Origin of the sequence: Janthinobacterium sp. SUN026 (assembly GCF_030397625.1) — a bacterium.
GTDB classification, from domain to species: domain Bacteria; phylum Pseudomonadota; class Gammaproteobacteria; order Burkholderiales; family Burkholderiaceae_D; genus Janthinobacterium; species Janthinobacterium kumbetense.
In genome coordinates, this window is the sequence record NZ_JAPQNU010000001.1 from 1,585,329 (window position 1) to 1,608,334 (window position 23,006).

Sequence of the window (23,006 nt, forward strand, 5' to 3'; positions counted from 1 at the left end):
TCAGCGGGCGAGAATGTGCAGCTTGCCGTCCTGGCGCTGCAGGCGCACGGGCAAGGCCAAGGGCAGGGCGGCGGCAAACTGCGCCGGCAGCTTCGCGTCGAAGCTGCCGTTCAGGCGCAGGCCGGCCAGGGCCGGGTCGTCAAGCACGAGGCCCGAATCGCCATAGCGCTCGAATTCGGCCAGCGCCTCGGCCAGGGTGGCGTCCTCGAAATCGAGGCGCCCGGCACGCCAGTTGCCCACCGCTTGCGCGCTGACCCTGGCCAGCGCTTGCACGCCCTGCGGCGTGACGGTGACCGTGTCGCCCGCCCGCAGCACTTCGGCGTGCGCGCCGGCTTCGCTTTCCACGCGCACCGTGCCTTGCGCCACGCTCACCTGGGTCGTGGCGTCCACGTGGCGCACTGAAAAATGCGTGCCCAGTACCGTCGCCGTGGCCGCTCCCGCGATGACCTGGAACGGACGCGCAGGGTCGGCGTGTACATGGTACATGGCCTGGCCGCGCAGCAGGCGCACGCTGCGCCGGTCGCGGTACAGGGCCACGTCGACGGCGCTGCCGCTATCGAGTTCGATGCGGCTGCCGTCGGGCAGGACTTGCGTGGCGAACTGGCCGCGCGCCGTGCTGTAATCGTGCTGGAAGCTGGGGCGCTGCAGATGGCCGGCCAGTGGCCAGGCCAGCAGGCCGCACAGCAGCAGGCAGCCGCCGGCCAGCGCGCCGCGCGGCGGGAAAGAGGCCGCCTGGCGCAGCCGCCGCAGCAGCGATGACGGCGCGCCCGCCGCCGCGACGGGCTGGCTGAAGGCTGCCACGCGCTGCGCGGGCAGGCTGGCCAGCAGCGCATCGGTGCGGGCCAGCGCCTGCCAGGCCTGCTGGTGGCGCGGGTCCGCTTCCAGCCATTGCTGCAATGCCGCCAGGTTGTGCGCGGCCAGGCCCGCGTCGCGGCGCAGCAGCCATTGCGCCGCCAGGAAGTCGATGTCGTCGGCCGTCGTGTCTTGTGATGTCATGTGCTGTTTCATAGCGTATCCCGCTCGGGCAAGCCTTTTTTACAGGCGAGCATGCCGTTGATGATGTGTTTTTCCACCATGTTGACGGAGATACCCATCTGCGCGGCGATCTCGATCTGGCTCAGGCCATCGAACTTGTACAGCGCGAAAGCCTGGCGGCAGCGCGGCGGCAAGCCCTCGATGATGAGCAGCAGGCGTTCCATGGTTTGCCGGTCGTGCAGCCGTTGCTCGGGTTCATCGGCGCGCGGCGCGCGCAGCTGCATGTGCGGCTCGTCGAGCGCGTCATGGGGCCGCCTCTGGCGCAAGCGCTGTTCGTCGATGGCGATGTTTTTCGCCGTGACGTACAGCAGGGCGCGCTGGCCGCTGTCGGGCGGCGTATCGCCATGCAGGGCGCGGGCGCCGCCTTGCGGCTGGCGTGCCAGGAGGCGGGCGTAGGCTTCCTGCACCACGTCCTGTGCCTTGTCGCGGCATCCCGTGGAGCGCGAAATCAGGCGCAGCAATTCCTGGTAATAGCGTTCAAGCACCGCGCATGTCCCCGTGATCAAAGCGCGCCATGATAGCAAGCCCATCAAATAATAACAAGAATCATTCTCATCTATGGTGTAATCTGAGGCGCCGGATAACGCTGGATATTTTTGGCAATGCAGACAATAATCGGCAGCAGAAGGCGCTGTCGCAGAGAATATCGCCATGTATTATCGATTTTATCGATGCTAACTAGGTATATTTTCCGTTTTACATCGATCTTCATGCCATGCATAATCTGTTGCAACTGAAGCCAGACAATCAGCCGCATGCGCCAGTCGCCTGCAGCCGGTTGCGGTTTTGACATCCTCCACTTTCTGTTAGGAACCTACAATGAAAAAACTGCTCGCTTTTATCGCCGCCGCCGGCTTCTCGCTGTCCGCCGTTGCCGCTCCTGAAGTCTATGTCATCGATGGCAGCCACACTTTCCCCCGCTTCGAGTACACCCACATGGGCTTCTCGACGCAGCAAAGCCGTTTCAATAACACCACTGGCAAGGTCACCCTGGACCGCGCCGCCAAGACGGGCGCCGTCGAAGTGCTGATTGACACCAAATCCGTCGACACGGGTTCGACCCTGTTCAACTCGCACATCCAGGGCGAAGATTTCCTCGACACGGCCAAGTTCCCGGTCGCCACCTACAAATCGACCAAGTTCAATTTTGACGGCGACAAGCTCGCTTCCGTCGACGGCAACCTGACCCTGAAAGGCGTGACCAAGCCAGTCACCCTGACCGTCACCTCGTTCACCTGCGCACCGCACCCGATGCTGAAAAAAGACGCTTGCGGCGCCAACGCCACGGCCAAGATCAAGCGCTCGGAATTCAACGCCGGCAAATATGCGCCAGCCGTCAGCGATGACGTCACGCTGACGTTTGCCATCGAAGCCATTAAGCAGTAATTGTTGGCTGCATGATGCAAAATGGCGGCGGACTTCGGTCCGCCGCCATTTTTTTATCTGCTTGCCCCTGCCATCACGCCAGGTGATGCACTTCCTGTTGCCCATACACGGGGGTGGTCAAGCCTTCCATGCGCGCCTTCAGTTGCAGCGACAGGTATTGCGAGTAGTGGCGCGACTGGTGCAGGTTGCCGCCGTGGAACCACAGCGCCTGCTGCTGCGTGGGTTTCCACATATTGCGCTGCTCGCCCTCCCACGGGCCCGGGTCTTTCGTCGTGTCTGACCCGAGTCCCCACACCTTGCCCACCTTGTTGGCCACCTCGGGCGAGATCAGGTCGGCCGCCCAGCCATTCATGGAGCCGTAGCCGGTGGCGTACACCACCAGGTCGGCCGGCAGTTCCGTGCCGTCGGACAGCACGATGGAATGGGCTGTCAGTTCCTGTACGCCGACGCCGCTTTTCAGCTTGATCTTGCCCTCGGCGACCAGCTCCGAGGCGCCCACGTCGATGTAGTAGCCGGAGCCGCGGCGCAGGTACTTCATGAACAGGCCCGAATCGTCGTCGCCGAAATCGAGCATGAAGCCCCGTTCTTCCAGGCGCGCATAAAAGTCCGCATCGCGTTCGCGGATGGCCTTGAAGACGGGCTTCTGGAAGTCGGCCAGTATCTTGTACGGAATCGAGGCGAACGTCAGGTCGGCCTTGGCCGTCGTCATGCCGGCCGCCAGCGCCCGTTCCGAATACAGGTCGCCCAGGGCCAGGTCCATCAAGGAATCGGACTTGACGATGTGCGTCGACGAGCGCTGCACCATGGTCACGTCCACGCCCGCTTCCCACAGGGCGGCGCAGATATCGTGCGCGGAATTGTTCGCGCCGATGACGACCACCTTCTTGCCCGCATACGCGTCCGGCCCCGGATGCTGCGACGAGTGCTGCTGCTCGCCCTGGAACACGTCCATGCCTTTGAACTTCGGCATGTTCGCCTTGCCCGACATGCCCGTGGCCAGTACCAGCTGCTTCGGTTTCAGGGTGACGGGCTGGCCGTCGCGCAGCACTTGCACCGTCCACTCGCCGGACGCTTCGTCGAAGCTGGCCGATTCGCAGGAAGTCGAGCCCCAGTAGTTCAGTTCCATCACCTTGGTGTACATTTCCAGCCAGTCGCCCACCTTGTCCTTGGGCGTGAAGACGGGCCAGTTGTCGGGGAAGGGAATATACGGCATGTGGTCGTACCAGACGGGGTCGTGCAGGCACAAGGACTTGTAGCGCTTGCGCCAGCTGTCGCCCGGGCGCGCGTTTTTCTCGATGATGATGGTGGGGACGTTCAACTGGCGCAGCCGCGCGCCGAGCGCGATGCCGCCCTGGCCGCCGCCGATGATGACGCAATAGGGCTCGCGCGCGTAGCCCAGTTCCTTTGCTTCCTGCTCGCGGCGCTCCAGCCAGCTGCTGCGGTTGGTGCGCGCGCCGTGTTCCGCGCCCATGGGCCGCCGGCCGCCCTTGGCTTCCTCAAAACCCTTCAATTCGCTCATGGTGGTGAGCAGGGTCCAGATCTTGCCGTCGCGGATGCGGATGAAACCCACGCCGCGCGCCGCCTTCGTTTCCACCGTGATCCAGCTTTGCAGCACGCCGCCGGCCTCGCTGGCATGTTCGCCGTCGGCGATGCGGATGGAGAGCGGCTGCACGGCGCCCAGTTGGGCGGCCAGCATGGCGGCGATCTGCTCGCGGCCTTCCAGGGTTTTCAAATTCCAGGTAAACAGCACCAGGTCGCGCCAGTAGCCGTCCTGTTCGAACAATTGCGCGGCGCCCGTGCCGTCGCCGGCGCGCAGCGCGCCTTCGAGCTGCTCCAGGATGCCGGCCACGGCCAGGTCGTGCGGGTTGCTATCGGTTTGCATCGTGTCTCCTCCAAGTCTGCTGACTTTATGATGGGATGCGGCTGTGTTGCCGCTGACGATGTTGTAACACTGGCGTTCCGGCGCTGCATTGCGCAGCGCAGCATGGCTGAATTTGAGACGGAAATCTCAGCTTTTCGGATGGCTACTGGCGGTGCGGCGGCACGATGTGCAACTGCTTGAGACGCCGGTACAGGGTGGCGCGCGAGATGCCCAGCATGGCCGCCGCTTGCAGCGGGCGCCATTTGGCGGCGTTCATGGCGTGGACGATGCGCGTGCGTTCGGCCTGTTCCGGCGCGGTGTATGCCAGTGCGTCCGGCGCGACAGGCGCCTCGCGCGTGGCGCGCACGCCGGCCTGGCGCAGCGGTGCGCGCACGCGGGCGTGCAGCCAGGTGCTGCCGCCGGCCAGGCGCAAGGACAGCAGATTGTGTCCCGCGCGCGAATCGAACAGCCGCTCGGCGCGCACTTCCAGCACGTCGCCGATGGGACGCGGCAGGGTGTCCAGGCCCCCGATGACGTCGCGCGCACAGCGGTTGGCGGCGACGATGTCGCCATGCTCGTCGATGGCGAGCAGCATCTCCGGCTGCACTTCCACGAAGTGGCGGTTGCGGTGCGCCAGCAGGATGCAGCAATGGCCGTAGGACTTCAGGAAAAAGCCGTCTTCGATCAGGGTCGCGCCTTGCCGCACCAGTTGCCTGACCAGGCGCTGGCTGTCGCGCGCATCGGGGGAAGTCAGCGCGGAGGCATCAAGTACGCCGATCAAGTCGCCGTGCGGCGAAAAGATCGGTGCGGCGCTGCAGGTCAGGCCCGTGAACGCGGCGCGAAAATGGTCGGTCTTGTGCACGGTGATGGCTTCATGGTCGAGCAGCACGGAGGCGATGCCGCACGTGCCTTCCTCCTCTTCCGACCAGCACGAACCCGGATACAGGCCCGCCTTCTTGAAATCCTTGCGCTGGTCCGCATCGACCGCGTAGTCGATCGTCACGCCGCGCGCATTGGCGAGGATGACGCAGTAGCCCGCTTCGCGCACCATGGCGTGCAGGCGCGGCAGGCACTGGCCCGTGGAGCGCAGAAAATTTTCCTCGGATTGCTGGATGGCGCGCAGCTCGGCGCCCGTCAGGATGCGCGGCCCCGTGGTGGAGGCGGGGTCGAGCCGGTAGTCGTCCAGCGAGCGCCGGTACGACGACGCCAGCCTGGCCGTATCGGCCCCTGGCTTGACGATGCGGCCGGCGATCAGGTCGCGCACGCGGTCGATATGGCTGGTCTGGCGGACGTAGGGCATGGCGCTCTCCGGTGTCTCGGTATTTTTTATGGTATGCCCGTTTTTAGCACGAAGCGCCGGCACATGCATGCCGCATTGCAGCATGGGACTGCCGTGAGACGTTCGTCTCACCACAGCCGCGCCGCACAATAGGATGCTTTACAACAATAAAAAAGAGCATCTCTGATAACATTCGCTCAAATTGACAGTCAGCCAGCGCAAGGGATATCTATGGCAATGCAAACGATGTTCCTGGCACGCAGAACGATGGTGCTGGCCTTGCTGGGAGCGAGCGCCTCCTGCGGCGCCGCCGGCCAGCTCGATCCCGATGGCCAGAGCAGCCTGGAAAAGGAAGTGGCCCGGCGCGCCGCCGTCGAACCGGCCATCGGCGCCGACTGGCAAGTGACGCGCTCCGTGGAAGCGGGCGTGCAGGTGGCCGGCGAAAACAACTTGTTCTGGAAGCTGTCGAATACGCCTGCGCGTAATCCCGGCTTCGAATTCAACCCCTATTGGTACGAGTTCTATGTCAAGCCGGCTCTTGGCTTCAAGCGCAATCTGGGCGACGGCAAGCAGCTGTATGCGCGCGTGTCCGCCGTCGGCTCGGGCACGGCGCGCCATGATCCATTCGGTGCCGGCGATACGGGCCGCATCTCGATCGAGGAATTCGTCGCCGGCATCCGCATGCCGCTCGGCGGTACGCGCGCCACGCTCGACTTGTCGGCCGGCGCGCAAAATTTCACGCTGGGCACCGGCATGCTGATCGCCAATGGCGGCTCGAACGGCTTTGACCGTGGCGCACTGAAACTGGGGCCGCGCAAGGCTTTCCAGAATTCCGTGGTGGCGAAAATAAGCCAGGATGCGGTCAGCGCCCAGGCGTTCTATCTCGACCCGAATGAAAACCCCGACAACGATTCGGGCACGCGCGTCGTCGGCGTTGATTTCAGCTATGCGCCAGCGAACGACCGCAAGGCCGGCATTGCATATGGCAAGGTGCCCCGTTCGCATGCCGCGTATCCGCAGGCGGCGCCAGGCGGCATCGGCGCGCCGCTGGCCGTGCCCGAAGGCCGCAAAGACTTGCAGTTCGTGTATGGCTACGCGCGCGTTCCCGTATTGCCCACCGTGCTGCCGAAAGGCTGGTTCGGCGTCGACGCGGCGCGCGAATGGAATACGCGCGAGCCGATGCGGGCCTGGGGCTGGCGCACGGAAGGGGGCTTTTCGCTGCCCGACGTGGCCTGGACGCCGAAGTTCACGCTTGGCTACCAGAGTTTTTCAGGCGACGATCCCCGCACGGCGCGCAACGAGCGCTTCGACCCGCTGTTTTTCGAAGGCACGCCGGGCGCCTGGGCTTCTGGCAGCAAGGCAACCTGGGTCTTCGTCAATGCCAACGTGAATGCGCTGCAGGCTACCATCGAGCTGCACCCGACGCCGAAAGATACCGTGACCGCCTACCTGGCCCAGGTACGGGCCAACCAGATGGGCAGCCCGCTGCAGTTCGGCCAGGCCACGCGCCTCGACGTGCCGGGCGACGCGCCCGTGGTGATCGCCGGCGTGCTGCGTCCGATGCTGGCGAACGATGTCTTCGTCAAGTATGTGCGCGTGGTCAACCCGAATACCTACCTGACCCTGGGCTTCAGCGCTTCGTTCGCGCAGTCGGGCGTCAACCAACTGGTGAATGGCCAGGCCAGGACGTGGACGGGCTGGCTGGCCAACGTCGTCTGGGTCTATTAAGTATTCTGTCTATCAAGGAGAGCATCACATGAACAATTTCCCCAGCATGAAACGCCTGGCCCTGGCCGCAGCCTGCCTGGCGCTGGCCGCCGGCGCCCATGCGGCAGAAGCGACGGCGCCGCTGTCGGCCGCCGCCAGCGACCCGGCTACCTTGCAATGGATGGTGGGCGCGCCGCCGCCGGCCGATAAAATCATCCGCTTCGACGATGGCAGCTATTTCAATTTCCCGCAGTTGCGCTGGAGCGTGTCGCATTTCCGCCAGCTGATGCCGACGGTGGAGGTGTCGCGCGGCTTGAAAGCGCCCGTGCCCTTGCCGCGCGCGCTGCGCACGGATATCGACAGCCTGCGCTTCACGCCCCTGGGGGCGACGGAAACGATGACCTGGGAGCAGTCGCTGGGCGCCAACTACACGGACGGCATCGTCGTGCTGCACCGGGGCCGCATCGTGTATGAGCGCTATTTCGGCGTGCTGAAGGACAGCGGCCAGCATGGCGCCATGTCCGTGACGAAGTCCGTGATGGGCACCATCGGCGCGGCACTGGTGGCCGAAGGCAAGCTCGACCCGAACAAGAAAGTGGCCGAGTATGTGCCGGAACTGGCCAGGTCCGCGTTTGGCGACGCCACCGTGCGCCAGGTGCTCGACATGACCACGGGCCTGAAATTCAGCGAAGATTACGCCGACCCGAAAGCGGAAGTGTGGCAGCACGCGGCGGCCGGCAATCCGCTGCCCAAGCCGAAGGATTACACGGGGCCGCGCAGCTATTTCGAGTATTTGCAAACGGTGCGGCACGAGGGCCGGCATGGCGAGGCGTTCGGCTACCGCACGGTGAACTCCGACGTGCTGGGCTGGATCATCGCCCGGGTCACGGGGCAGAACGTCAACGCCTACCTGTCCGAACATATCTGGCAAAAGCTGGGCGCCGAACAGGATGCCTACATGAGCGTCGATTCGACGGGCACGCCGTTTGCCGGCGGCGGCTTGAGCGCGGGCTTGCGCGACCTGGCCCGCTTCGGCGAAATGCTGCGCAACGATGGCCGCTACAACGGCCAGCAAATCATCCCCCGCGCGGCTGTCGCGGATATCCGTCGCGGCGGCGACAAGCAACTGTTCGCCAAGGGCGGCTACGATTTGCTCAAGGGCTGGAGCTACCGCGACATGTGGTGGGTCACGCATAACGACCATGGCGCCTACATGGCGCGCGGCGTGTATGGCCAGCGCATCTACGTCGACCCGAAGGCGGAAATGGTGATCGTGCGCTTCGCCTCGACGCCGACGGCAGCCAATGCGGCCAATGACCCGACCACCACGCCGGCCTTCGAAGCGCTGGGCAAGCTGCTGCTGGCCAAGCCGAAGTAGGGTGCCAGGCTGACCCTTGCCAGCCGTGCGGCGGAACGGGCACAACTGCAATATACTGTCTCTTCGTCATCGCTTGTTGCTTTGGTGATAATTTATTCATTGCGCGCAAGGAGCAGGCACCGTGGAAACCCGCCAGCCGGATCAACCGCACCCGCCGCTCTGGCGGCGCCTGCTGTGGCCGGTCACCCAGCTGGGTTCGGCCTTCAAGCTGACGGGCACGCACTTGCTGCACCACGTGATCGGCGCCAGCCTGATCGCCGCGCTGATGCTGGCGCTGGAAGGTTTTCACGTGCTCGAATGGCTCGATGCGGCCATGCTGCGCGCCAGCGCGGCGCAGGAGCAGCTGCTGGACCGGGGCAAGGACCCGGGCGCCGCCTACCGGCCCGGCATCATCGAAATCGACCAGCCCGCGTTCGAACAGGTCTTCGACGAGCGCGAACCGCTGGAACGCACGCGCCTGGAGCAATTGATCGCCGGCGCCGCCGCGCGCGGCAGCCAGGTGCTGGCCATCGACCTGGACCTGGCGCCGGCCGTGTACGAGCAGCACAAGGCGGGAGAGCGGCCGCTGGACCGCCTGCTCGACCGGCTGGCCGCCGATGGCCGGCAACTGGTGCTGATCCTGCCCGAGCAGTCGGACGAGAATGCGAACCTGCCGTGGATACGCGCGCGCTGCGCGGCCGGCATCCACTTTGCCAGCCCGCGGATCCGCGAACGCATGGGCGCCGTCACGCGCATCGAGCTGAAAAGTCCCGTGCTGGCGGCCGTGGCCTTCGAGCTGGCGCATGGCGCCGATGAACAGGAGCAGAAGCAGCCCATGCCGGCCGTCCTGTCCGAGCAAAAGCAAGGGCTGGCGCTGGCCGGCCGCGTGTGCCAGCTGGCGCGGAGCACTGGCAGCGAAAAGGAATTGGCGCGCTGGGCGTTCGAACCCGTCATCCGCGGCGACGCCAGGGCGGCGGCCGAACAGAATGCCGTCACGGCGCCGTTTCACCCGGCCGCCGTGGCACCCCAATTCCTGAACCCCACGCGCACGCGCGTCAAGCTGATCGAAGGCCAGGCCGGCGTGGATGCCGGGGCGTTGCGCAAGAACGTCGTGTATATCGGCAGCACGTATGATGTGCGCGACCGCTATACGACGGCCGAAGGCGAGCAGGCCGGCCTGCACCTGCATGCGGCCGCCCACACGTCGCTGGGCATCGGCACGGCCGACGTCAATAAATATGCGGTGTTCGCGGCCGATATCGTCATCGGCGTGCTGCTGGGCTGCCTGTTCGGCGGCCTGTGGACCCTGTATGGCCGAGCCGAACTGGCCATCGACAAGCGCATGGAAGACCACGATTTCAGCCGCCTGCACCGCATGGGCACCCTGGCGGAATTCTATGGCATACGCCTGATGCTGGCGCTGGTGTGGGCTTCGCCGTTTGCCATCGGCGCGCTGGCCATCTACCTGTCGCGCGGCTTGCTGGAGCTGGGCTGGTGGGTCAATCCCGGCCCCCTGATCGCCGGCATGTTCCTGCACGCGATGTCGCTGCGCGACGAAGCCCACCATCCGCACGAGGAAGTGCCGGGCCTGTCCGTGTGGGCCCAGCTGCGCCGCACGCATCCCGGCATCGTGCTGGTGCAGGCGCCGCTGGCGGTGGTGTTGCTGGTGGTGGCGCTGGTGTAGCGAGATGGCAGTTGATTAATTGATCAGCTTCAACCCCGGCGGCAGCGCCTCGCCCAGCATGCGCTTGGTGTTCGCTTCGTCCAGCTGCGTCACTTCGCTGACCATCGCTTGCCACAGGGGCGGGGCGCCCACGGCTTTCAGGCGGGCGAGGATGGTGGCGCGCAGTTCGTCGGCGATGTCGCGCGAGCGGTCGCCCGTCATGCGCGCCAGGTGGGTGGCGGCGAAAGCGGCCGGTTCCACCTTTTTCCAGTCCAGCGCCAGCAGCACCTGCAACCAGTCGGCCACGGCGGCGCTGTCGACCACTTCGTGCGCGCTGCCGTGGAAGGGCTGGCGCGCGCCGACCCTGGCCAGCGCCCACAGGGTGTTCGTGTCCGCCGTTTCGCCCTGCTTGCCGGCTTTCTCCAGGCGTTTCAGCAGCCAGGCGCCCACTTCGGCCTTGTAGGCGCCGGGGATGCGCTCCAGAGAGGCGCCCAGGCGCAGCATGTCGTCGTCGCTGCCATTGACGAGGGTGACGGGGCGGCTGCCCCGCTGGGCCGCATCGGCTTGCAGGTTGAAGGCAAAGTCGTCGAGCAGGCGCAATTGCTGCTCCGAACTCAGGCCGCCGGCCACCCGGCGCCACAGGGTCCACCATTCGGCGCACACCTGGCTATCCTTGTGGTGCTGCACGCCCGTGTCGAACATCGCCCACAGCTGCTCGATGCGCCACGGGTCCAGCGCATCGCCGTAGCCGGGACGCAGGCAGTAGCCGGCCAGGTTCAGCCAGGCCCGCTCATGCTCGGCGGAGCGGCGCCGGCCGCGGGCGCGCAGCAGGAGGGCGTCGAACAGCTGGCGCAGCAGGGGCGTATCCCAGCTTTCGCGTCCGCCCAGCCCCCGTTCCAGGTGCTGGCGCAGCTGGCGCACTTCCTTGACGTCGACTTTTTGCGCCTTGCCGCCGAAAATGCGCTCGATCTTCTCGACCGCTTCCTTGATGCGTGGCGGCACGGTAGACGTTTCGGCGGGCGCTTCCTCTTCGCCACGCAGCTGGAATTCCAACAGCCAGCGCTGACTGGCATCGGCTTCGGCCACGCAATGCACTTCCAGGGTGCCCACTTCCGTCATGACCGTTGCCAGCTGCACGGTGATGTCGCGCTTGTCATTGCCGCCGTCCCTGGCGTGCAGCACGCTGGCCAGCGGCGGCAGGCGCAGGTAGTCGCCCGCGTCCAGGTCGACGAGGTCGCCCAGTTGCGGCGGCGTCCCCGTTTCCGCGATCGAGGACGCCAGGTGGAAGCGCACGGGCCGGCCCAGGCGCAAGGCGAACAGGCGCTCCGTCAGGCGGATTTCCTCGCCGCTGGCGCTGCCGCGGGGCAGGATGCAGACGGCGCGCCGCTCCTTGCCCGCCTCGCCCAGCACGAGGAAATAGCTGCGCGGCGAACCGCCGCCGATGCGCGGAGCCTGGCCGCGCCGGGCCAGCGCGTAGGCGACGGCGCCACGGGCCACGGCCACGTCGGGATTGTCGTTGTGCAGGATGGTCAGCGGCTGCCCGCGCCAGTGCGCCAGGGTGTCGGCCAGGCGGCGCGCCAATGCGTCGGCGCGGAACACGCCGCCATTCAGCAGCAGGGTATCGGGCAGAGCGCCCGCATGCTGTTGCAGAAAGCTGGCCAGGTGGCGCGTGATGGCCGCGTCCTGCGCATATGGCAGGCCGAATTCGACGATGCCGGTGCGGCCTTTTTTCGCCGTGTCGCCCAGCTCCACCTTCGGGAAGAAGCCGTCGACCACCATAGCCGCCACTTCCTCGCGCGTGACGTCGGCGGAACGGCTGCCGCCGATCAGGCGCGAGCCCGCGCCCAGCAGGGTGACGGTGGTTTTCTCCGGCGCGTCGGCGGACAGCAGCAGCTCCTTGGCGGCGCGGCAGCGTTCCATCAGCTGCGACAGGCGCGCGGCGGACAGCTTCATGCCGCCTTCCTGGCCAGCTGCCAGGCGCGCTTCCACCAGGTGGGCCAGCGCCAGATCCATATTGTCGCCGCCGAGTATCAAATGGTTGCCCACGCTGCTGCGCGTGAGCTGCGGTTCGCCGTCGTCATCGAAGGCCACGTCGATCAGACTGAAATCGGTGGTGCCGCCGCCCACGTCGCAGACTAAAATGCGGCGCGTATCGGCCAGGTCGGCGCGCAGGGTGGCGCGCCGGCGCTGCAGGAAATCATAGAAGGCGGCCTGCGGCTCTTCCACCAGGCGCAGCGCGGGCAAGCCCGCCATGCGGGCCGCTTCCAGGGTGAGTGCGCGCGCACCCTCGTCGAACGAGGCGGGGATGGTCAGCACCAGTTCCTGTTGCGCCAAAGGAGCGTCGGGAAATCGGTGGTTCCACGCGGCGCGCACGTAGGCCAGGTAGCTGGCGCTGGCCGCCACGGGCGATACTTTCGCGACATCGGCATCCGCGCCCCAGGGCAGGATGGGCGCCTGGCGGTCCACGTTCGCGTGCGACAGCCAGCTCTTCGCGCTGGCCACTAACCGGCCCGGCACCTGGGCGCCCAGCTGGCGCGCCAGCGCGCCCAGAACGGCATGCTCGACGCCGGCCACGTCCTGCTGCGGCCACGGCAGCGTCAAGTCGCCCGCCGCCAGTTCGCCGGCGGCGGGATGGTAGCGCAAGGAAGGCAGCAGGGGGCGTGCGCCCACTTCGCCGGGAGCGACCAGCTGCTCGATGGCGAACAGGTTTATTCCTGCCTGCGCATCGCCAGCCGCCGCATACGCCACCACCGTGTTGGTGGTGCCCAGGTCGATGCCGACCAGGAAGGCCGGCTTGCCCACAGCGCTGCGCATGCCTATGGCTGCGGCGTGCCGCGCACGTCGAATTCCACCTTCCAGCGCTCGGCGCCGTCAGGGGAAACGGCCAGCAGCTCCAGGGTGCCCGCTTCCGTCACGCGCGCGTGCAGTGTCACTTGCACCACGTCGCCGGCCGACCGGCCTTCGGCGGACAGGGTGGCCTGGATTTCGCTCAGCTCCTGCAATTCGTCGGGACCCCAGAAATCGAGCAGGTCGCCGATCTGGTCGTTGCGGCGCGTGGACGAGGCGAAGAAGCGGAAGTGCACGGGCTCTCCCACCACCAGGCCGAATTGCTGGCCCGGCAGTTCCAGTTCGCTGCCTTCTTCCATGCCGAACGGCGCCACGCACAGGGCCTGGATCGGCGGTTCCATGCCAGGGATGGCGGGCATGGCCGATTCGATGGCGACATAGAAGGAACTGGCCGTGCCGCCGCGGATGCGCACACCATGGCCGCGCCGCACGTAGCTGTAGTAGGCGGCGCCGCGCGCCACGGCCAGGTCCAGATCGGCCCCGGCCAGCATGCGGGCCGGTTCCGCGCCTTCCATGTACAGCCAGTCGTTGACGGTGGCCATGATGCGCTGCACCAGCAGGTCGGACTTGAAGACGCCGCCGTTGAACAGCACGGCCGTCGGGTGTAAAAAGCTGGCGTCGGCCGACTGGCGGCCCGCAAAACCTTCCAGTTCGGCGGTGGCCGCCACTTGCCGGCCCAGGAACGCGGCCAGGTGGCGCGTGATGGCCGCGTCCTGCGCATACGGCAAGCCCAGTTGCGTCAGGCCGGCGCGCGTGCGCACGGCAGGGCGGCTCGACGCTTCCACTTGCGGGAAGAAGCCGTCGAGGATGAAGGTGGACACTTCCGCGCGCGTCAGTTCCGTGCGGATGGAGCCGCCGATCAGTTTCGAGCCGCGGCTCGGCACGACGATGGGCGCCGTTTCCATGCCGCTGTCGGCCAGCAGGCTTTCCTTGGCGCTGCGGCAGCCATAAGTGAGCGCGCGCATCTGCCAGGCGTCCAGCTGGGTGCCGTTGGCGGCCAGCTTGCGGGCCACCAGGTGGGCCAGCGCCAGGTCCATATTGTCGCCGCCCAGCAGGATGTGTTCGCCGACGGCCACGCGGTGCGGTTCCAGCACGCCGTCGCGTTCCAGCACGGCGATCAGCGAAAAGTCGCTGGTGCCGCCGCCCACGTCGACGACCAGGATGATGTCGCCCGGCTTGACTTCCTTGCGCCAGCGCCCTTCGCTGGTCTGGATCCAGCTGTACAAGGCCGCCTGCGGCTCTTCCAGCAGGGTCAGCGAAGAGTAGCCGGCTGCCTGCGCCGCTTCCATCGTCAGCTCGCGCGCGGCCGGGTCGAACGAGGCGGGAATCGTGACGGTGATTTCCTGCTGCGCGAACGGCGCTTGCGGGTGGACGTTGTCCCAGGCCTGGCGCAAATGCGTCAGGTAGCGCGTGGCGGCCGTGATGGGCGAAATGCGCGCGACTTCCGCCGGCGCATCGTTCGGCAGGATCGCCGCGCGGCGGTCCACGCCCGGGTGGCACAGCCAGCTTTTCGCGCTTGACACGAGACGGATCGGCGTGGTGGCGCCGCGGCTGCGGGCCATTTCGCCGACGACGAACGGCGCTTGCGCTTCCTCGGTGACCCAGGGCAGGGCCAGGTCGCCCGCCGCCACTTCGTCGGCGTGCGGCAGGTAGACGAACGACGGCAGCAGCGACAATTCTTCGACGGTGCCCGGCGCCGACAGCTGCGGCACTTTCAGCACGCCGTGGCTCGATTGCTCGCCGTCGCTCTCGACCAGGTTCACATACGACAGGGCGCTGTGGGTGGTGCCCAGGTCGATGCCGATGGCGTAGCGCGGGCTTGGGTTGGCTTGATCGTTCACAGTTCCACCTCGGCTGGCGCCAGGATGGCCGCGTCGTGCTGCTCGCTCAGTTTCGGCAGGCGCACGCCGGACGCGCGCCAGCCGCGGTGGCTGAGGGTGCCCGTGAACGGCGCGGAACCGACGACGTTGCCCGTCAGGCGTACTTGCGCGGAATCAAAACCTTCCTGCAGCACGATGCGGCTGCCTTCGGCTTCCTGGCGCACGGCCTCGATGGTGAAGTATTCGCGCATGACCTTGGCGCAGCCTTCATGCACGACGCGGGCGGCCGCGCCGATGTCGGCATCGGCATGGCTGCCCAGGTTTTCCTGGGTAAAGTCGATCAATCGCGCTTCGCGTTGCAGCAGGGCCAGCAATTGCAGGGCGGCATCGGGCGTCGCTTCCTTCAAAATGACGGGCGCGGCGGCCGGCGTCGGCATGGGGGCGGGCGCCGGAGCCGGGGCCACTGGCGCCACCGGGGCGGCTTCAGGCAAGGACAGCTTTTCCACGCGGGCCGCATAGGCGGCGTCCGACAGGGTGCTGAAGAAGGCGCCGAAAGCCAGCGGGACTCGGCGCCAGAACGATGGGTGGGACGATGAAGTGCTCATAGGGAACTCGTTTCTCTGATCTGTAGGGAGGCGTCGGCGGCGGGGGCCGCTTCGCAAGGTAGTGCCATGTGCGGGGCCAACAGGGCCGGCTGCGTTTGCCCGCATGATACCAGCTACCGGGCCGCCGCCAAAGTCGCCGCCCCCCTGGCAGGCAGGCCGAAGCGTGGATTTTCTTTGTTCTTGCGCAAGGAAACGTTCGATTTCGTGCCGCTTCGACTAGAATCGCGCATTATCTTTTTGCATGACCTCGATGCCATGTCTACCGACTTTTCCCTGTATTTAGCCAGCAGCACTTACATCGACAGCGACCATCCTGCCGTGCGCGCCAGGGCGGCCGCGCTGGCGGAGGGCGCGGTGGGCGACGCCGCGATCGCGGCCCGCTGCTTTGCCTTCGTGCGTGACGAGGTCGCCCACAGCTGGGATTACCAGCGCAATCCCGTCACCTGCCGCGCGTCCGACGTCTTGCAGCATGGCACGGGCTACTGCTATGCGAAGAGCCATCTGCTGGCCGCGCTGCTGCGCGCCAACGGTATTCCTGCGGGCCTGTGCTACCAGCGCCTGGCCGTGGGCGAGGTGGGGCCGCCGTTCTGCCTGCATGGCTTGAACGCCGTGTATCTGCAAGAGTTTGGCTGGTACCGCATCGATGCGCGCGGCAACAAGCCCGGCGTCGCTGCCGCCTTCACGCCGCCACGGGAACAGCTGGCCTTTCCCGTGCTGGCGCCCGAAGAGCGCGACTTGCCGGAAATCTGGCCGGCGCCGTTGCCGCAGGTGATCGCCTCCCTGACGGGCCATGCGACGGTGCAGGATGTGGCGGCGCACTTGCCCGATATCGAATTGTTGCCGCTGCAAAAATAATCCAAAGAAAGAAATCATGAAAAAAATATCCATATGCCTGTTTGGACTGTTGCTGCTGGCCGGCTGCGGCAGCAAGGGCGAGAGCGGCGGGCAATCGAGTGCCGCGCGTCTCGATGGCAAGGAAAAGGGCAGCGAGTTTCTTGCCTATGAGCATAATGTCAGCGTCGATACGCACGAAGCGCAAGTGCGTCCCCTGTATGAAAAAGTGGTCGCCGCCTGCAAGGCCGATACGGAAAACGGCTGCCTGCTGCTCGATTCCAGCGTCGACAGCGGCCGCTACGTGCATGCGCGCATCAGCATGCGCGCCAAGCCGGCCGGCATCAAGAAGCTGGTCGCGCTGGTCGCGGCCGAAGGCGACGTCACCAGCCAGGGCACCAAGGTGGAAGACCTGGGCCGTCCGGTGCTCGACAGCAAGAAACGCCTGGAAATGCTCAAGCAATACCAGGCGCAGCTGCAAGACCTGGAAAAGCGCTCGGGCACCAACGTCGATGCCCTCATCAAGGTGACCAAGGAGCTGGCCACCGTGCAAGTGGAGCTGGAGCAGGCGACGGCCGCCAACGCGCTATTGATGCAGCGCATCGATACGGACTTGTTGAACGTGGCCATCAGCGCCGAAGGCAAGCAATCGTTCTGGCGCCCCGTCAAGCGCGCGCTGGGCAATTTCACGGAAAACCTGTCGGAAGGCGTGGCCAACGCCATCACGGCCATGGCCTACATCCTGCCGTGGCTGATCGCTTTCGTGCTGCTGTTCCCGCTGGGACGCAAGGGCTGGCGCCGCCTGCGGGGCGCGCCGTGCAAGGATTGATGTCGGGATTGTTGCGTCCTACGCACCGTTTTACGGCAATTTGAAACCTGGCTGCACAGTCCTTGTGCAGCCAGGTTTTTTTTCGTGCGGCGCCGGCCTCGTGCACCATGGCGGACGCCCGCCGGCGCTGGCATGCATTCTGCTTTAACAACATCGCAGGCCCAGCTCGACCCCCACGAACCCATCACAGGAGTCCCCATGTCACGACGTATCATCCTGAAAGCGGCCGCCGCCGGCGCACTGGCCCTGGCCACGTCCACTTATATGCAGGCAGCCTTGGCCGCCGACACGATCAAGGTGGGCATTTTGCACTCCCTGTCGGGCACCATGGCCATTTCCGAAACGTCGCTCAAGGATGTGGCGCTGATGACGATTGCCGAGATCAATGCCAAGGGCGGCGTGCTGGGCAAGAAGCTGGAAGCCGTCGTCGTCGACCCGGCGTCGAACTGGCCTTTATTTGCGGAAAAAGCGCGCCAGCTGGTGGCGCAGGACAAGGTTGCCGTCGTGTTCGGCTGCTGGACGTCCGTGTCGCGCAAATCCGTCTTGCCGGTGTTCAAGGAACTCAACAGCCTGCTGTTTTACCCGGTGCAATACGAGGGCGAGGAGCTGGAAAAGAACGTGTTTTATACGGGCGCCGCGCCGAACCAGCAGGCGATACCCGCCGTGGAATACCTGATGAGCAAGGATGGCGGCGGCGCCAAGCGCTTCGTGCTGCTGGGCACGGATTACGTGTATCCGCGCACCACCAACAAGATTTTGCGCGCCTTTCTGAAAAGCAAAGGTGTCAAGGATAGCGATATCAGCGAGGTCTACACGCCATTCGGCCACGCCGACTATCAAACCATCGTCGCCAACATCAAGAAGTTTTCCACGGGCGGCAAGACGGCCGTCATTTCCACCATCAATGGCGATTCCAACGTGCCGTTCTACAAGGAATTGGGCAATGCGGGCTTGAAAGCCACGGACGTGCCCGTCGTCGCGTTTTCCGTGGGCGAGGAAGAGTTGCGCGGCATCGACACCAAGCCCTTGCTCGGTCATCTGGCGGCCTGGAATTATTTTGAATCCGTCAAGAATCCCGTGAATACGGCCTTCATCAAGCAGTGGAAGGCGTATGCGGTGGCGCAAAAGCTGCCGAACGCGGGTTCGGTGGTGACGAACGACCCGATGGAAGCGACCTATGTCGGCATCCACATGTGGGCGCAAGCCGTGGAAAAGGCGAAATCGACGGATACGGACAAGGTGATCGCCGCCATGGCCGGCCAGAGCGTCAAGGCGCCATCCGGCTTTACCCTGACCATGGATGCCACGAATCACCACTTGCACAAGCCCGTGATGATCGGCGAAATCAAGGCCGATGGGCAATTCAATGTCGTGTGGAAAACCAAGGAGCCGATACGCGCCCAGCCGTGGAGCCCGTTTATCAAGGGCAATGAGGGCAAGCAAAAGCTGTAAAAGCCACGCCGGCGCCATCGGGCCATGCGTCCGGTGGCGCCGACCATCAACGCTTTCCCGGGATATCAATGAGGCTATTCACATCGCTGCTGGTCTTCGCCTGCCTGTGCCTGTCGTCCATGGCGCAGGCTGCCATCCCTCCAGACCTGCTCAAGCCGCTGGCCGGCGATGACCCTGACGCCCGTGTCGCCGCTGTCGCGCAGATCGCCGCCCTTGCCACGCCCGAGGCCGCCCGTGTGCTGCAAGCCTTGCAGGACGACGCGTTATACGCCACGCCCGACGGCAAGGTGTATATCGTCGACGGCGAGCAGGCGCTTGACCCGGCGCTCGGCAAGAACGTGCCGCTGCCGGACGGCATCGATGGCGTGATGGTCAACAACCGCTTGCGCTTGGCCGTGGCAGGCGCCTTGTCGGGGCTGAAACTGCTGGCGCCGGAACGGGCCGAACGGCTGGCGGCCGCGCAAGCGTTGCAAAAGGCGATTGATCCCGCGCAGCTTCCCTTGATCCGCGCGGCGCTGGCGCAGGAAAACGATGCTGAAATTACACAGATATTGCAGGTGCTGATCGCCAGCGCCAACCTGCATGCGCCCGACGTCGCCACGCGTAAGGCCGCCGTGCAGGCGCTGGCCGGCAGCAGCGATGCGCGCCTGCTGCCCGTGCTGCAAGCCATGCTGGAAAAAGGGCCAGATGGCAAGGTCGGCGAGCCGGACGAGGCTGTGCAGCTGGCCGCCATCGAGACCATGCGCCAGATCAAGGGACGGGTGGCGCGCATGGAGTTCGCCGGCAATGTGTTCTACGGCATTTCGCTGGGCAGCGTGCTGCTGCTCGCTGCGCTGGGGCTGGCCATCACGTTCGGCTTGATGGGCATCATCAACATGGCGCATGGCGAACTGCTGATGATAGGCGCTTACACGACGTATCTGTGCCAGCTGTTTTTCCGCCACTTCCTGCCCGGCGCGCAAGACTGGTATTTGCTGACCGCCTTGCCTGCCGCTTTTTTCGTCTCCGGCCTGGTGGGCGTAGTGCTGGAACGCACGGTGATCCGCTGGCTGTATGGCAGGCCGCTGGAAACCCTGCTGGCTACCTGGGGCATCAGCCTGATCCTCATGCAGGCGGTGCGCACGATCTTTGGCGCGCAAAACGTGGAAGTGGCCAATCCGGCCTGGATGTCGGGCGGCGTCACCGTGCTGGGCGGCCTCGTGCTGCCGTACAACCGCCTGGCCATCATCGCCTTTGCCATCGTTGTCGTGGTGGCCGTGTGGTTGATCTTGAACAAGACGCGGCTGGGCCTGTTCGTGCGGGCCGTCACGCAAAACCGGCGCATGGCCGATTGCGTGGGCGTGGCCACGGGCAAGGTCGACATGCTGACCTTTGGCCTCGGCTCCGGCATCGCCGGGCTCGGCGGCGTGGCCCTGTCGCAGCTGGGCAATGTCGGGCCGGACCTGGGCCAAAGCTACATCGTCGATTCCTTCATGGTGGTGGTGCTCGGCGGCGTGGGCCAGCTGGCCGGCACCGTGATCGCCGCGCTGGGCCTGGGCGAAGTCAACAAATTCCTCGAACCGGTGGCGGGCGCCGTGCTGGCGAAGATCGCCATTTTGATATTCATCATCATTTTCATCCAGCGCCGGCCGCAGGGCCTGTTTGCCATGAAGGGACGCAGCGTCGAATGATTACCTCCCATCAAATCAAGCCTGGCCTGTTCACGCGGCCCGTCTGGCTGGCGATTGCCGCCTGCACATTACTGGCGGCGTTGTTGCCGATTTTTAACCTGGCGTTTGCCGAAGGGCATGCCTTGCACGTGTCCGCTTACACGGTGGCGCTGGTGGGCAAGTTCATGTGCTACGCGCTGGCCGCGCTGGCGCTGGACCTCGTCTGGGGCTACACGGGCATATTGTCCCTGGGCCACGGCGTGTTCTTTGCCCTGGGCGCGTATGCGCACGGCATGTATCTGATGCGCGCCATCGGCGACCAGGGCCAGTACCACAGCAGCTTGCCCGACTTCATGGTCTTTCTCGACTGGAAAACCTACCCCTGGTACTGGGCGTTTACGGAACATTTCTGGTATTGCATGGCCCTCGTCGTGCTGGTGCCGGGCGTGCTGGCCTTTGTGTTCGGTTACTTCGCGTTTCGCTCGCGCATCAAGGGCGTGTATTTTTCCATCATCACGCAAGCGATGACGTATGCGTTCATGCTCTTGTTCTTCCGCAATGACACTGGCATTGGCGGCAACAACGGTTTCACGGACTTCAAGACGATATTGGGCCACAGCATCACGGCACCCGCCACGCGGGCCGTGCTGTTCCTGCTGACCCTGGCCTTCCTGCTGGCCGCTTTGGTCGGTGCGCGCGCCATCGTCCGCTCGAAGCTGGGACGGGTGCTGCAGGGCGTGCGCGATAGCGAGGCGCGCTTGATGTTCCTCGGCTACAACCCGCTGTGGTTCAAGCTGTTCGTGTGGACCTTGTCGGCCGTGCTGTGCGGCATCGCCGGCGCCCTGTACGTGCCGCAAGTGGGCATCATCAACCCGTCCGAGATGTCGCCGGCCAATTCCATCGAGATGGTCGTGTGGGTGGCCGTGGGCGGACGCGGCACCTTGCTCGGCCCGATTCTGGGCGCCTTCACCGTCAACGGCTTGAAAAGCTGGTTCACGGCCGCCATGCCGGAACTGTGGCTGTTTGCGCTGGGCTTGCTGTTCATCGTCGTCACCCTGTTCATGCAGCAAGGCATGCTGGGCGTGTTGAGCAAGCTCAAACGTAAAAAAGCCGCCGTCGTGGCAGAGGAGGCCGCATGAGCATCCGCATGCTGCCCGGTATGGCCAGCGCGGAAGCGGGCCCCACGTATGCGCGCGTGAAAGGCGAGGGCGTCGACACGACGCATGGCGCCATTTTGTATCTGGAAGATATCAGCGTGTCCTTCGACGGCTTCAAGGCCATCAACAAGCTCAGTCTCGATATTTCCGTGGGCGAATTGCGCTGCATCATCGGGCCTAACGGCGCGGGCAAGACGACGATGATGGATGTCATCACCGGCAAGACGCGGCCCACGTCCGGCACGGCCTGGTTCGGGCAAACCATGAATCTGGCGACCATGACGGAAGCGCAGATCGCCCACGCGGGCATCGGCCGCAAGTTCCAGCGTCCCACCGTGTTCGAGCAGCACACGGTGTTCGACAACCTGGAACTGGCGATGAAGATGGACAAGCGCGTGGCGCCCACCCTGTTTGCGCGCCTCACGTCGGAGCAGGCCGGCAAGATCGAAGCGGTATTGCGCTTGATCCGCCTCAACGGCCACGAAGCGCGGCCGGCCGGTTTGCTGTCGCACGGGCAAAAGCAGTGGCTGGAAATCGGCATGCTCCTGATGCAGGAGCCGCAGTTGATTTTATTGGATGAACCGGTGGCCGGCATGTCGGACGCGGAAACGGCGCGCACGGCGGAATTGCTCAATGAATTACGGGGCAAACATTCGATCATGGTGGTCGAGCACGACATGGGCTTTGTGACGGAAATCGCCCGGCAAGGCATCGTCACCGTGCTGCATGAGGGTTCCGTGCTTGCGCAGGGCCGCATGGACGAGGTGCAAGCCGACGAGCGGGTCATCGAAGTCTATCTGGGAAGGTAATAGGGGAGATCGCAGACTATGTTGGAAGTGCAACAGCTAAATCAATACTACGGCTCCTCGCACACCTTGCGCGGCATCAACTTGTCGGCGCGCAAGGGCGAGTGCCTGGCCTTGCTGGGCAGGAATGGCGTGGGCAAGACGACCTTGCTGAAATGCCTGATGGGCGTGCTGCCCGTGGCGCAGGGCCAGGTGGTGTTCCACGGGCGCGATATCACGAAGCTGGCGCCCCATGCGCGGGCCAAGCTGGGCATCGCTTTCGTGCCGCAGGGGCGCGACATCTTTGCGCGCCTGACGGTCGAGGAAAACTTGCTGATGGGCATGGCGGTGAAGCGGGGCAGGCAAGCTGCGCGCATCGATCCCCACGTGTATGAACTGTTTCCGGTATTGAAAGAGATGCTGCAGCGGCGCGGCGGCGATTTGTCTGGCGGGCAACAGCAGCAACTGGCCATCGCCCGCGCCTTGCTGGCCGAACCGCAGCTGATCATCTTCGACGAGCCTACGGAGGGGATTCAGCCGTCCGTCATCAAGGATATCGGCAGGGTCATTTCCTTGCTGAAACAGCGCGGCGACATGGCCATCGTGCTGTGCGAACAGTATTTCGATTTCGCCCGCGAACTGGCCGACGACTTCATCGTCCTGTCGCGCGGCAGTGTCGTGGCCAGCGGCAATGCAGAACAGATGGATGGCGAGGAGGTGAAGCGGCACCTGGCCGTGTGAGG

General features: G+C 65.2%; 19 protein-coding genes. 11 read left to right on the plus strand and 8 right to left on the minus strand.

Going from position 1 to position 23,006, the window contains the following annotated elements:
• The 3 genes from OX459_RS07290 to OX459_RS07300 form a co-directional block, all read right to left on the minus strand.
• Positions 1 to 996, minus strand: a complete 996-nt coding sequence (locus OX459_RS07290; protein ID WP_289904380.1) for a FecR domain-containing protein — start codon at positions 994 to 996, stop codon at positions 1 to 3.
• Positions 997 to 1,004: 8 nt separating this feature from the next.
• Positions 1,005 to 1,520 carry a sigma-70 family RNA polymerase sigma factor gene (locus OX459_RS07295; protein ID WP_251348086.1) on the minus strand — a complete coding sequence of 172 codons (516 nt, stop codon included), beginning with the start codon at positions 1,518 to 1,520 and terminating at the stop codon, positions 1,005 to 1,007.
• A 71-nt stretch (positions 1,521 to 1,591) separates the two neighbouring features.
• Positions 1,592 to 1,828, minus strand: coding sequence for a hypothetical protein (locus OX459_RS07300; protein ID WP_289904381.1), 237 nt, complete (start codon positions 1,826 to 1,828; stop codon positions 1,592 to 1,594).
• 26 nt (positions 1,829 to 1,854) lie between these two features.
• On the opposite strand from OX459_RS07300, the gene OX459_RS07305 reads away from it, so the two are divergent.
• Positions 1,855 to 2,421 carry a YceI family protein gene (locus OX459_RS07305; RefSeq protein WP_099667289.1) on the plus strand — a complete coding sequence of 189 codons (567 nt, stop codon included), beginning with the start codon at positions 1,855 to 1,857 and terminating at the stop codon, positions 2,419 to 2,421.
• Positions 2,422 to 2,494: 73 nt separating this feature from the next.
• Here the strand turns inward: OX459_RS07305 and OX459_RS07310 are convergent, their stop codons facing one another.
• Both OX459_RS07310 and OX459_RS07315 read right to left on the minus strand, forming a co-directional pair.
• Entirely contained in the window at positions 2,495 to 4,303 is a 1,809-nt protein-coding gene (locus OX459_RS07310; RefSeq protein WP_289904382.1) for an NAD(P)/FAD-dependent oxidoreductase, read from the minus strand.
• Positions 4,304 to 4,445: 142 nt separating this feature from the next.
• The gene (locus OX459_RS07315; protein ID WP_289904383.1) at positions 4,446 to 5,582 is read right to left on the minus strand and encodes a helix-turn-helix domain-containing protein; all 1,137 of its coding nucleotides are present in this window, start codon (positions 5,580 to 5,582) and stop codon (positions 4,446 to 4,448) included.
• Between the two features lie 210 nt (positions 5,583 to 5,792).
• Between OX459_RS07315 and OX459_RS07320 the strand changes: the two genes are divergently transcribed.
• From OX459_RS07320 to OX459_RS07330, 3 genes are all read left to right on the plus strand, one after another.
• A complete protein-coding gene (locus tag OX459_RS07320) occupies positions 5,793 to 7,289 on the plus strand; it encodes an alginate export family protein (protein ID WP_289904384.1) in 1,497 nt (498 codons plus the stop codon).
• A 160-nt stretch (positions 7,290 to 7,449) separates the two neighbouring features.
• A complete protein-coding gene (locus OX459_RS07325) occupies positions 7,450 to 8,646 on the plus strand; it encodes a serine hydrolase (RefSeq protein ID WP_289904828.1) in 1,197 nt (398 codons plus the stop codon).
• A gap of 121 nt (positions 8,647 to 8,767) precedes the next feature.
• Positions 8,768 to 10,309, plus strand: coding sequence for a CHASE2 domain-containing protein (locus OX459_RS07330; protein WP_289904385.1), 1,542 nt, complete (start codon positions 8,768 to 8,770; stop codon positions 10,307 to 10,309).
• 15 nt (positions 10,310 to 10,324) lie between these two features.
• On the opposite strand, the gene OX459_RS07335 is transcribed toward OX459_RS07330, so the two are convergent.
• From OX459_RS07335 to OX459_RS07345, 3 genes are read right to left on the minus strand one after another with little or no spacing between them, the layout of a single operon-like run.
• Complete coding sequence (locus tag OX459_RS07335) at positions 10,325 to 13,102, minus strand: Hsp70 family protein (RefSeq protein WP_289904386.1); 2,778 nt, start codon at positions 13,100 to 13,102, stop codon at positions 10,325 to 10,327.
• A 2-nt stretch (positions 13,103 to 13,104) separates the two neighbouring features.
• Positions 13,105 to 14,976, minus strand: a complete 1,872-nt coding sequence (locus OX459_RS07340) for an Hsp70 family protein (RefSeq protein ID WP_289904387.1) — start codon at positions 14,974 to 14,976, stop codon at positions 13,105 to 13,107.
• On the minus strand, positions 14,973 to 15,560 hold the full coding sequence (locus OX459_RS07345) for a DUF2760 domain-containing protein (RefSeq protein ID WP_289904388.1): 588 nt from the start codon (positions 15,558 to 15,560) through the stop codon (positions 14,973 to 14,975). Before OX459_RS07345 ends, OX459_RS07340 begins: the two co-directional genes overlap by 4 nt.
• Positions 15,561 to 15,815: 255 nt before the next feature.
• Between OX459_RS07345 and OX459_RS07350 the strand changes: the two genes are divergently transcribed.
• The 7 genes from OX459_RS07350 to urtE all read left to right on the plus strand — a co-directional run bounded on the left by OX459_RS07350 (position 15,816) and on the right by urtE (position 23,004).
• On the plus strand, positions 15,816 to 16,415 hold the full coding sequence (locus tag OX459_RS07350) for a transglutaminase family protein (protein ID WP_289904389.1): 600 nt from the start codon (positions 15,816 to 15,818) through the stop codon (positions 16,413 to 16,415).
• A 16-nt stretch (positions 16,416 to 16,431) separates the two neighbouring features.
• Positions 16,432 to 17,220: a DUF4349 domain-containing protein gene (locus OX459_RS07355; protein ID WP_289904390.1), complete on the plus strand. Its 789-nt coding sequence runs from the start codon at positions 16,432 to 16,434 to the stop codon at positions 17,218 to 17,220.
• Between the two features lie 198 nt (positions 17,221 to 17,418).
• The gene (urtA, locus tag OX459_RS07360) at positions 17,419 to 18,672 is read left to right on the plus strand and encodes an urea ABC transporter substrate-binding protein (RefSeq protein WP_070305111.1); all 1,254 of its coding nucleotides are present in this window, start codon (positions 17,419 to 17,421) and stop codon (positions 18,670 to 18,672) included.
• Between the two features lie 68 nt (positions 18,673 to 18,740).
• A complete protein-coding gene (gene urtB / locus OX459_RS07365) occupies positions 18,741 to 20,342 on the plus strand; it encodes an urea ABC transporter permease subunit UrtB (protein WP_289904393.1) in 1,602 nt (533 codons plus the stop codon).
• Positions 20,339 to 21,460: an urea ABC transporter permease subunit UrtC gene (gene urtC / locus OX459_RS07370; RefSeq protein WP_289904394.1), complete on the plus strand. Its 1,122-nt coding sequence runs from the start codon at positions 20,339 to 20,341 to the stop codon at positions 21,458 to 21,460. Before urtB ends, urtC begins: the two co-directional genes overlap by 4 nt.
• Complete coding sequence (gene urtD, locus OX459_RS07375; RefSeq protein WP_251348099.1) at positions 21,457 to 22,287, plus strand: urea ABC transporter ATP-binding protein UrtD; 831 nt, start codon at positions 21,457 to 21,459, stop codon at positions 22,285 to 22,287. Before urtC ends, urtD begins: the two co-directional genes overlap by 4 nt.
• 18 nt (positions 22,288 to 22,305) lie before the next feature.
• Positions 22,306 to 23,004, plus strand: coding sequence for an urea ABC transporter ATP-binding subunit UrtE (gene urtE / locus OX459_RS07380; RefSeq protein ID WP_289904396.1), 699 nt, complete (start codon positions 22,306 to 22,308; stop codon positions 23,002 to 23,004).
• Positions 23,005 to 23,006 lie beyond the last annotated feature (2 nt).

Excerpts from the sequence above, each read along its gene's own strand:
- urtD (WP_251348099.1), top strand. The coding sequence starts at position 21,457 with ATGAGCATCCGCATGCTGCCCGGTATGGCCAGCGCGGAAGCGGGCCCC.
- OX459_RS07355 (WP_289904390.1), top strand. The coding sequence starts at position 16,432 with ATGAAAAAAATATCCATATGCCTGTTTGGACTGTTGCTGCTGGCCGGC.
- OX459_RS07315 (WP_289904383.1), bottom strand. The coding sequence starts at position 5,582 with ATGCCCTACGTCCGCCAGACCAGCCATATCGACCGCGTGCGCGACCTG.
- urtC (WP_289904394.1), top strand. The coding sequence starts at position 20,339 with ATGATTACCTCCCATCAAATCAAGCCTGGCCTGTTCACGCGGCCCGTC.
- urtB (WP_289904393.1), top strand. The coding sequence starts at position 18,741 with ATGAGGCTATTCACATCGCTGCTGGTCTTCGCCTGCCTGTGCCTGTCG.
- OX459_RS07335 (WP_289904386.1), bottom strand. The coding sequence starts at position 13,102 with ATGCGCAGCGCTGTGGGCAAGCCGGCCTTCCTGGTCGGCATCGACCTG.
- OX459_RS07310 (WP_289904382.1), bottom strand. The coding sequence starts at position 4,303 with ATGCAAACCGATAGCAACCCGCACGACCTGGCCGTGGCCGGCATCCTG.
- OX459_RS07305 (WP_099667289.1), top strand. The coding sequence starts at position 1,855 with ATGAAAAAACTGCTCGCTTTTATCGCCGCCGCCGGCTTCTCGCTGTCC.
- OX459_RS07290 (WP_289904380.1), bottom strand. The coding sequence starts at position 996 with ATGACATCACAAGACACGACGGCCGACGACATCGACTTCCTGGCGGCG.
- OX459_RS07300 (WP_289904381.1), bottom strand. The coding sequence starts at position 1,828 with ATGTCAAAACCGCAACCGGCTGCAGGCGACTGGCGCATGCGGCTGATT.
- OX459_RS07325 (WP_289904828.1), top strand. The coding sequence starts at position 7,450 with ATGGTGGGCGCGCCGCCGCCGGCCGATAAAATCATCCGCTTCGACGAT.
- urtA (WP_070305111.1), top strand. The coding sequence starts at position 17,419 with ATGTCACGACGTATCATCCTGAAAGCGGCCGCCGCCGGCGCACTGGCC.
- OX459_RS07320 (WP_289904384.1), top strand. The coding sequence starts at position 5,793 with ATGGCAATGCAAACGATGTTCCTGGCACGCAGAACGATGGTGCTGGCC.
- OX459_RS07345 (WP_289904388.1), bottom strand. The coding sequence starts at position 15,560 with ATGAGCACTTCATCGTCCCACCCATCGTTCTGGCGCCGAGTCCCGCTG.
- urtE (WP_289904396.1), top strand. The coding sequence starts at position 22,306 with ATGTTGGAAGTGCAACAGCTAAATCAATACTACGGCTCCTCGCACACC.
- OX459_RS07350 (WP_289904389.1), top strand. The coding sequence starts at position 15,816 with ATGTCTACCGACTTTTCCCTGTATTTAGCCAGCAGCACTTACATCGAC.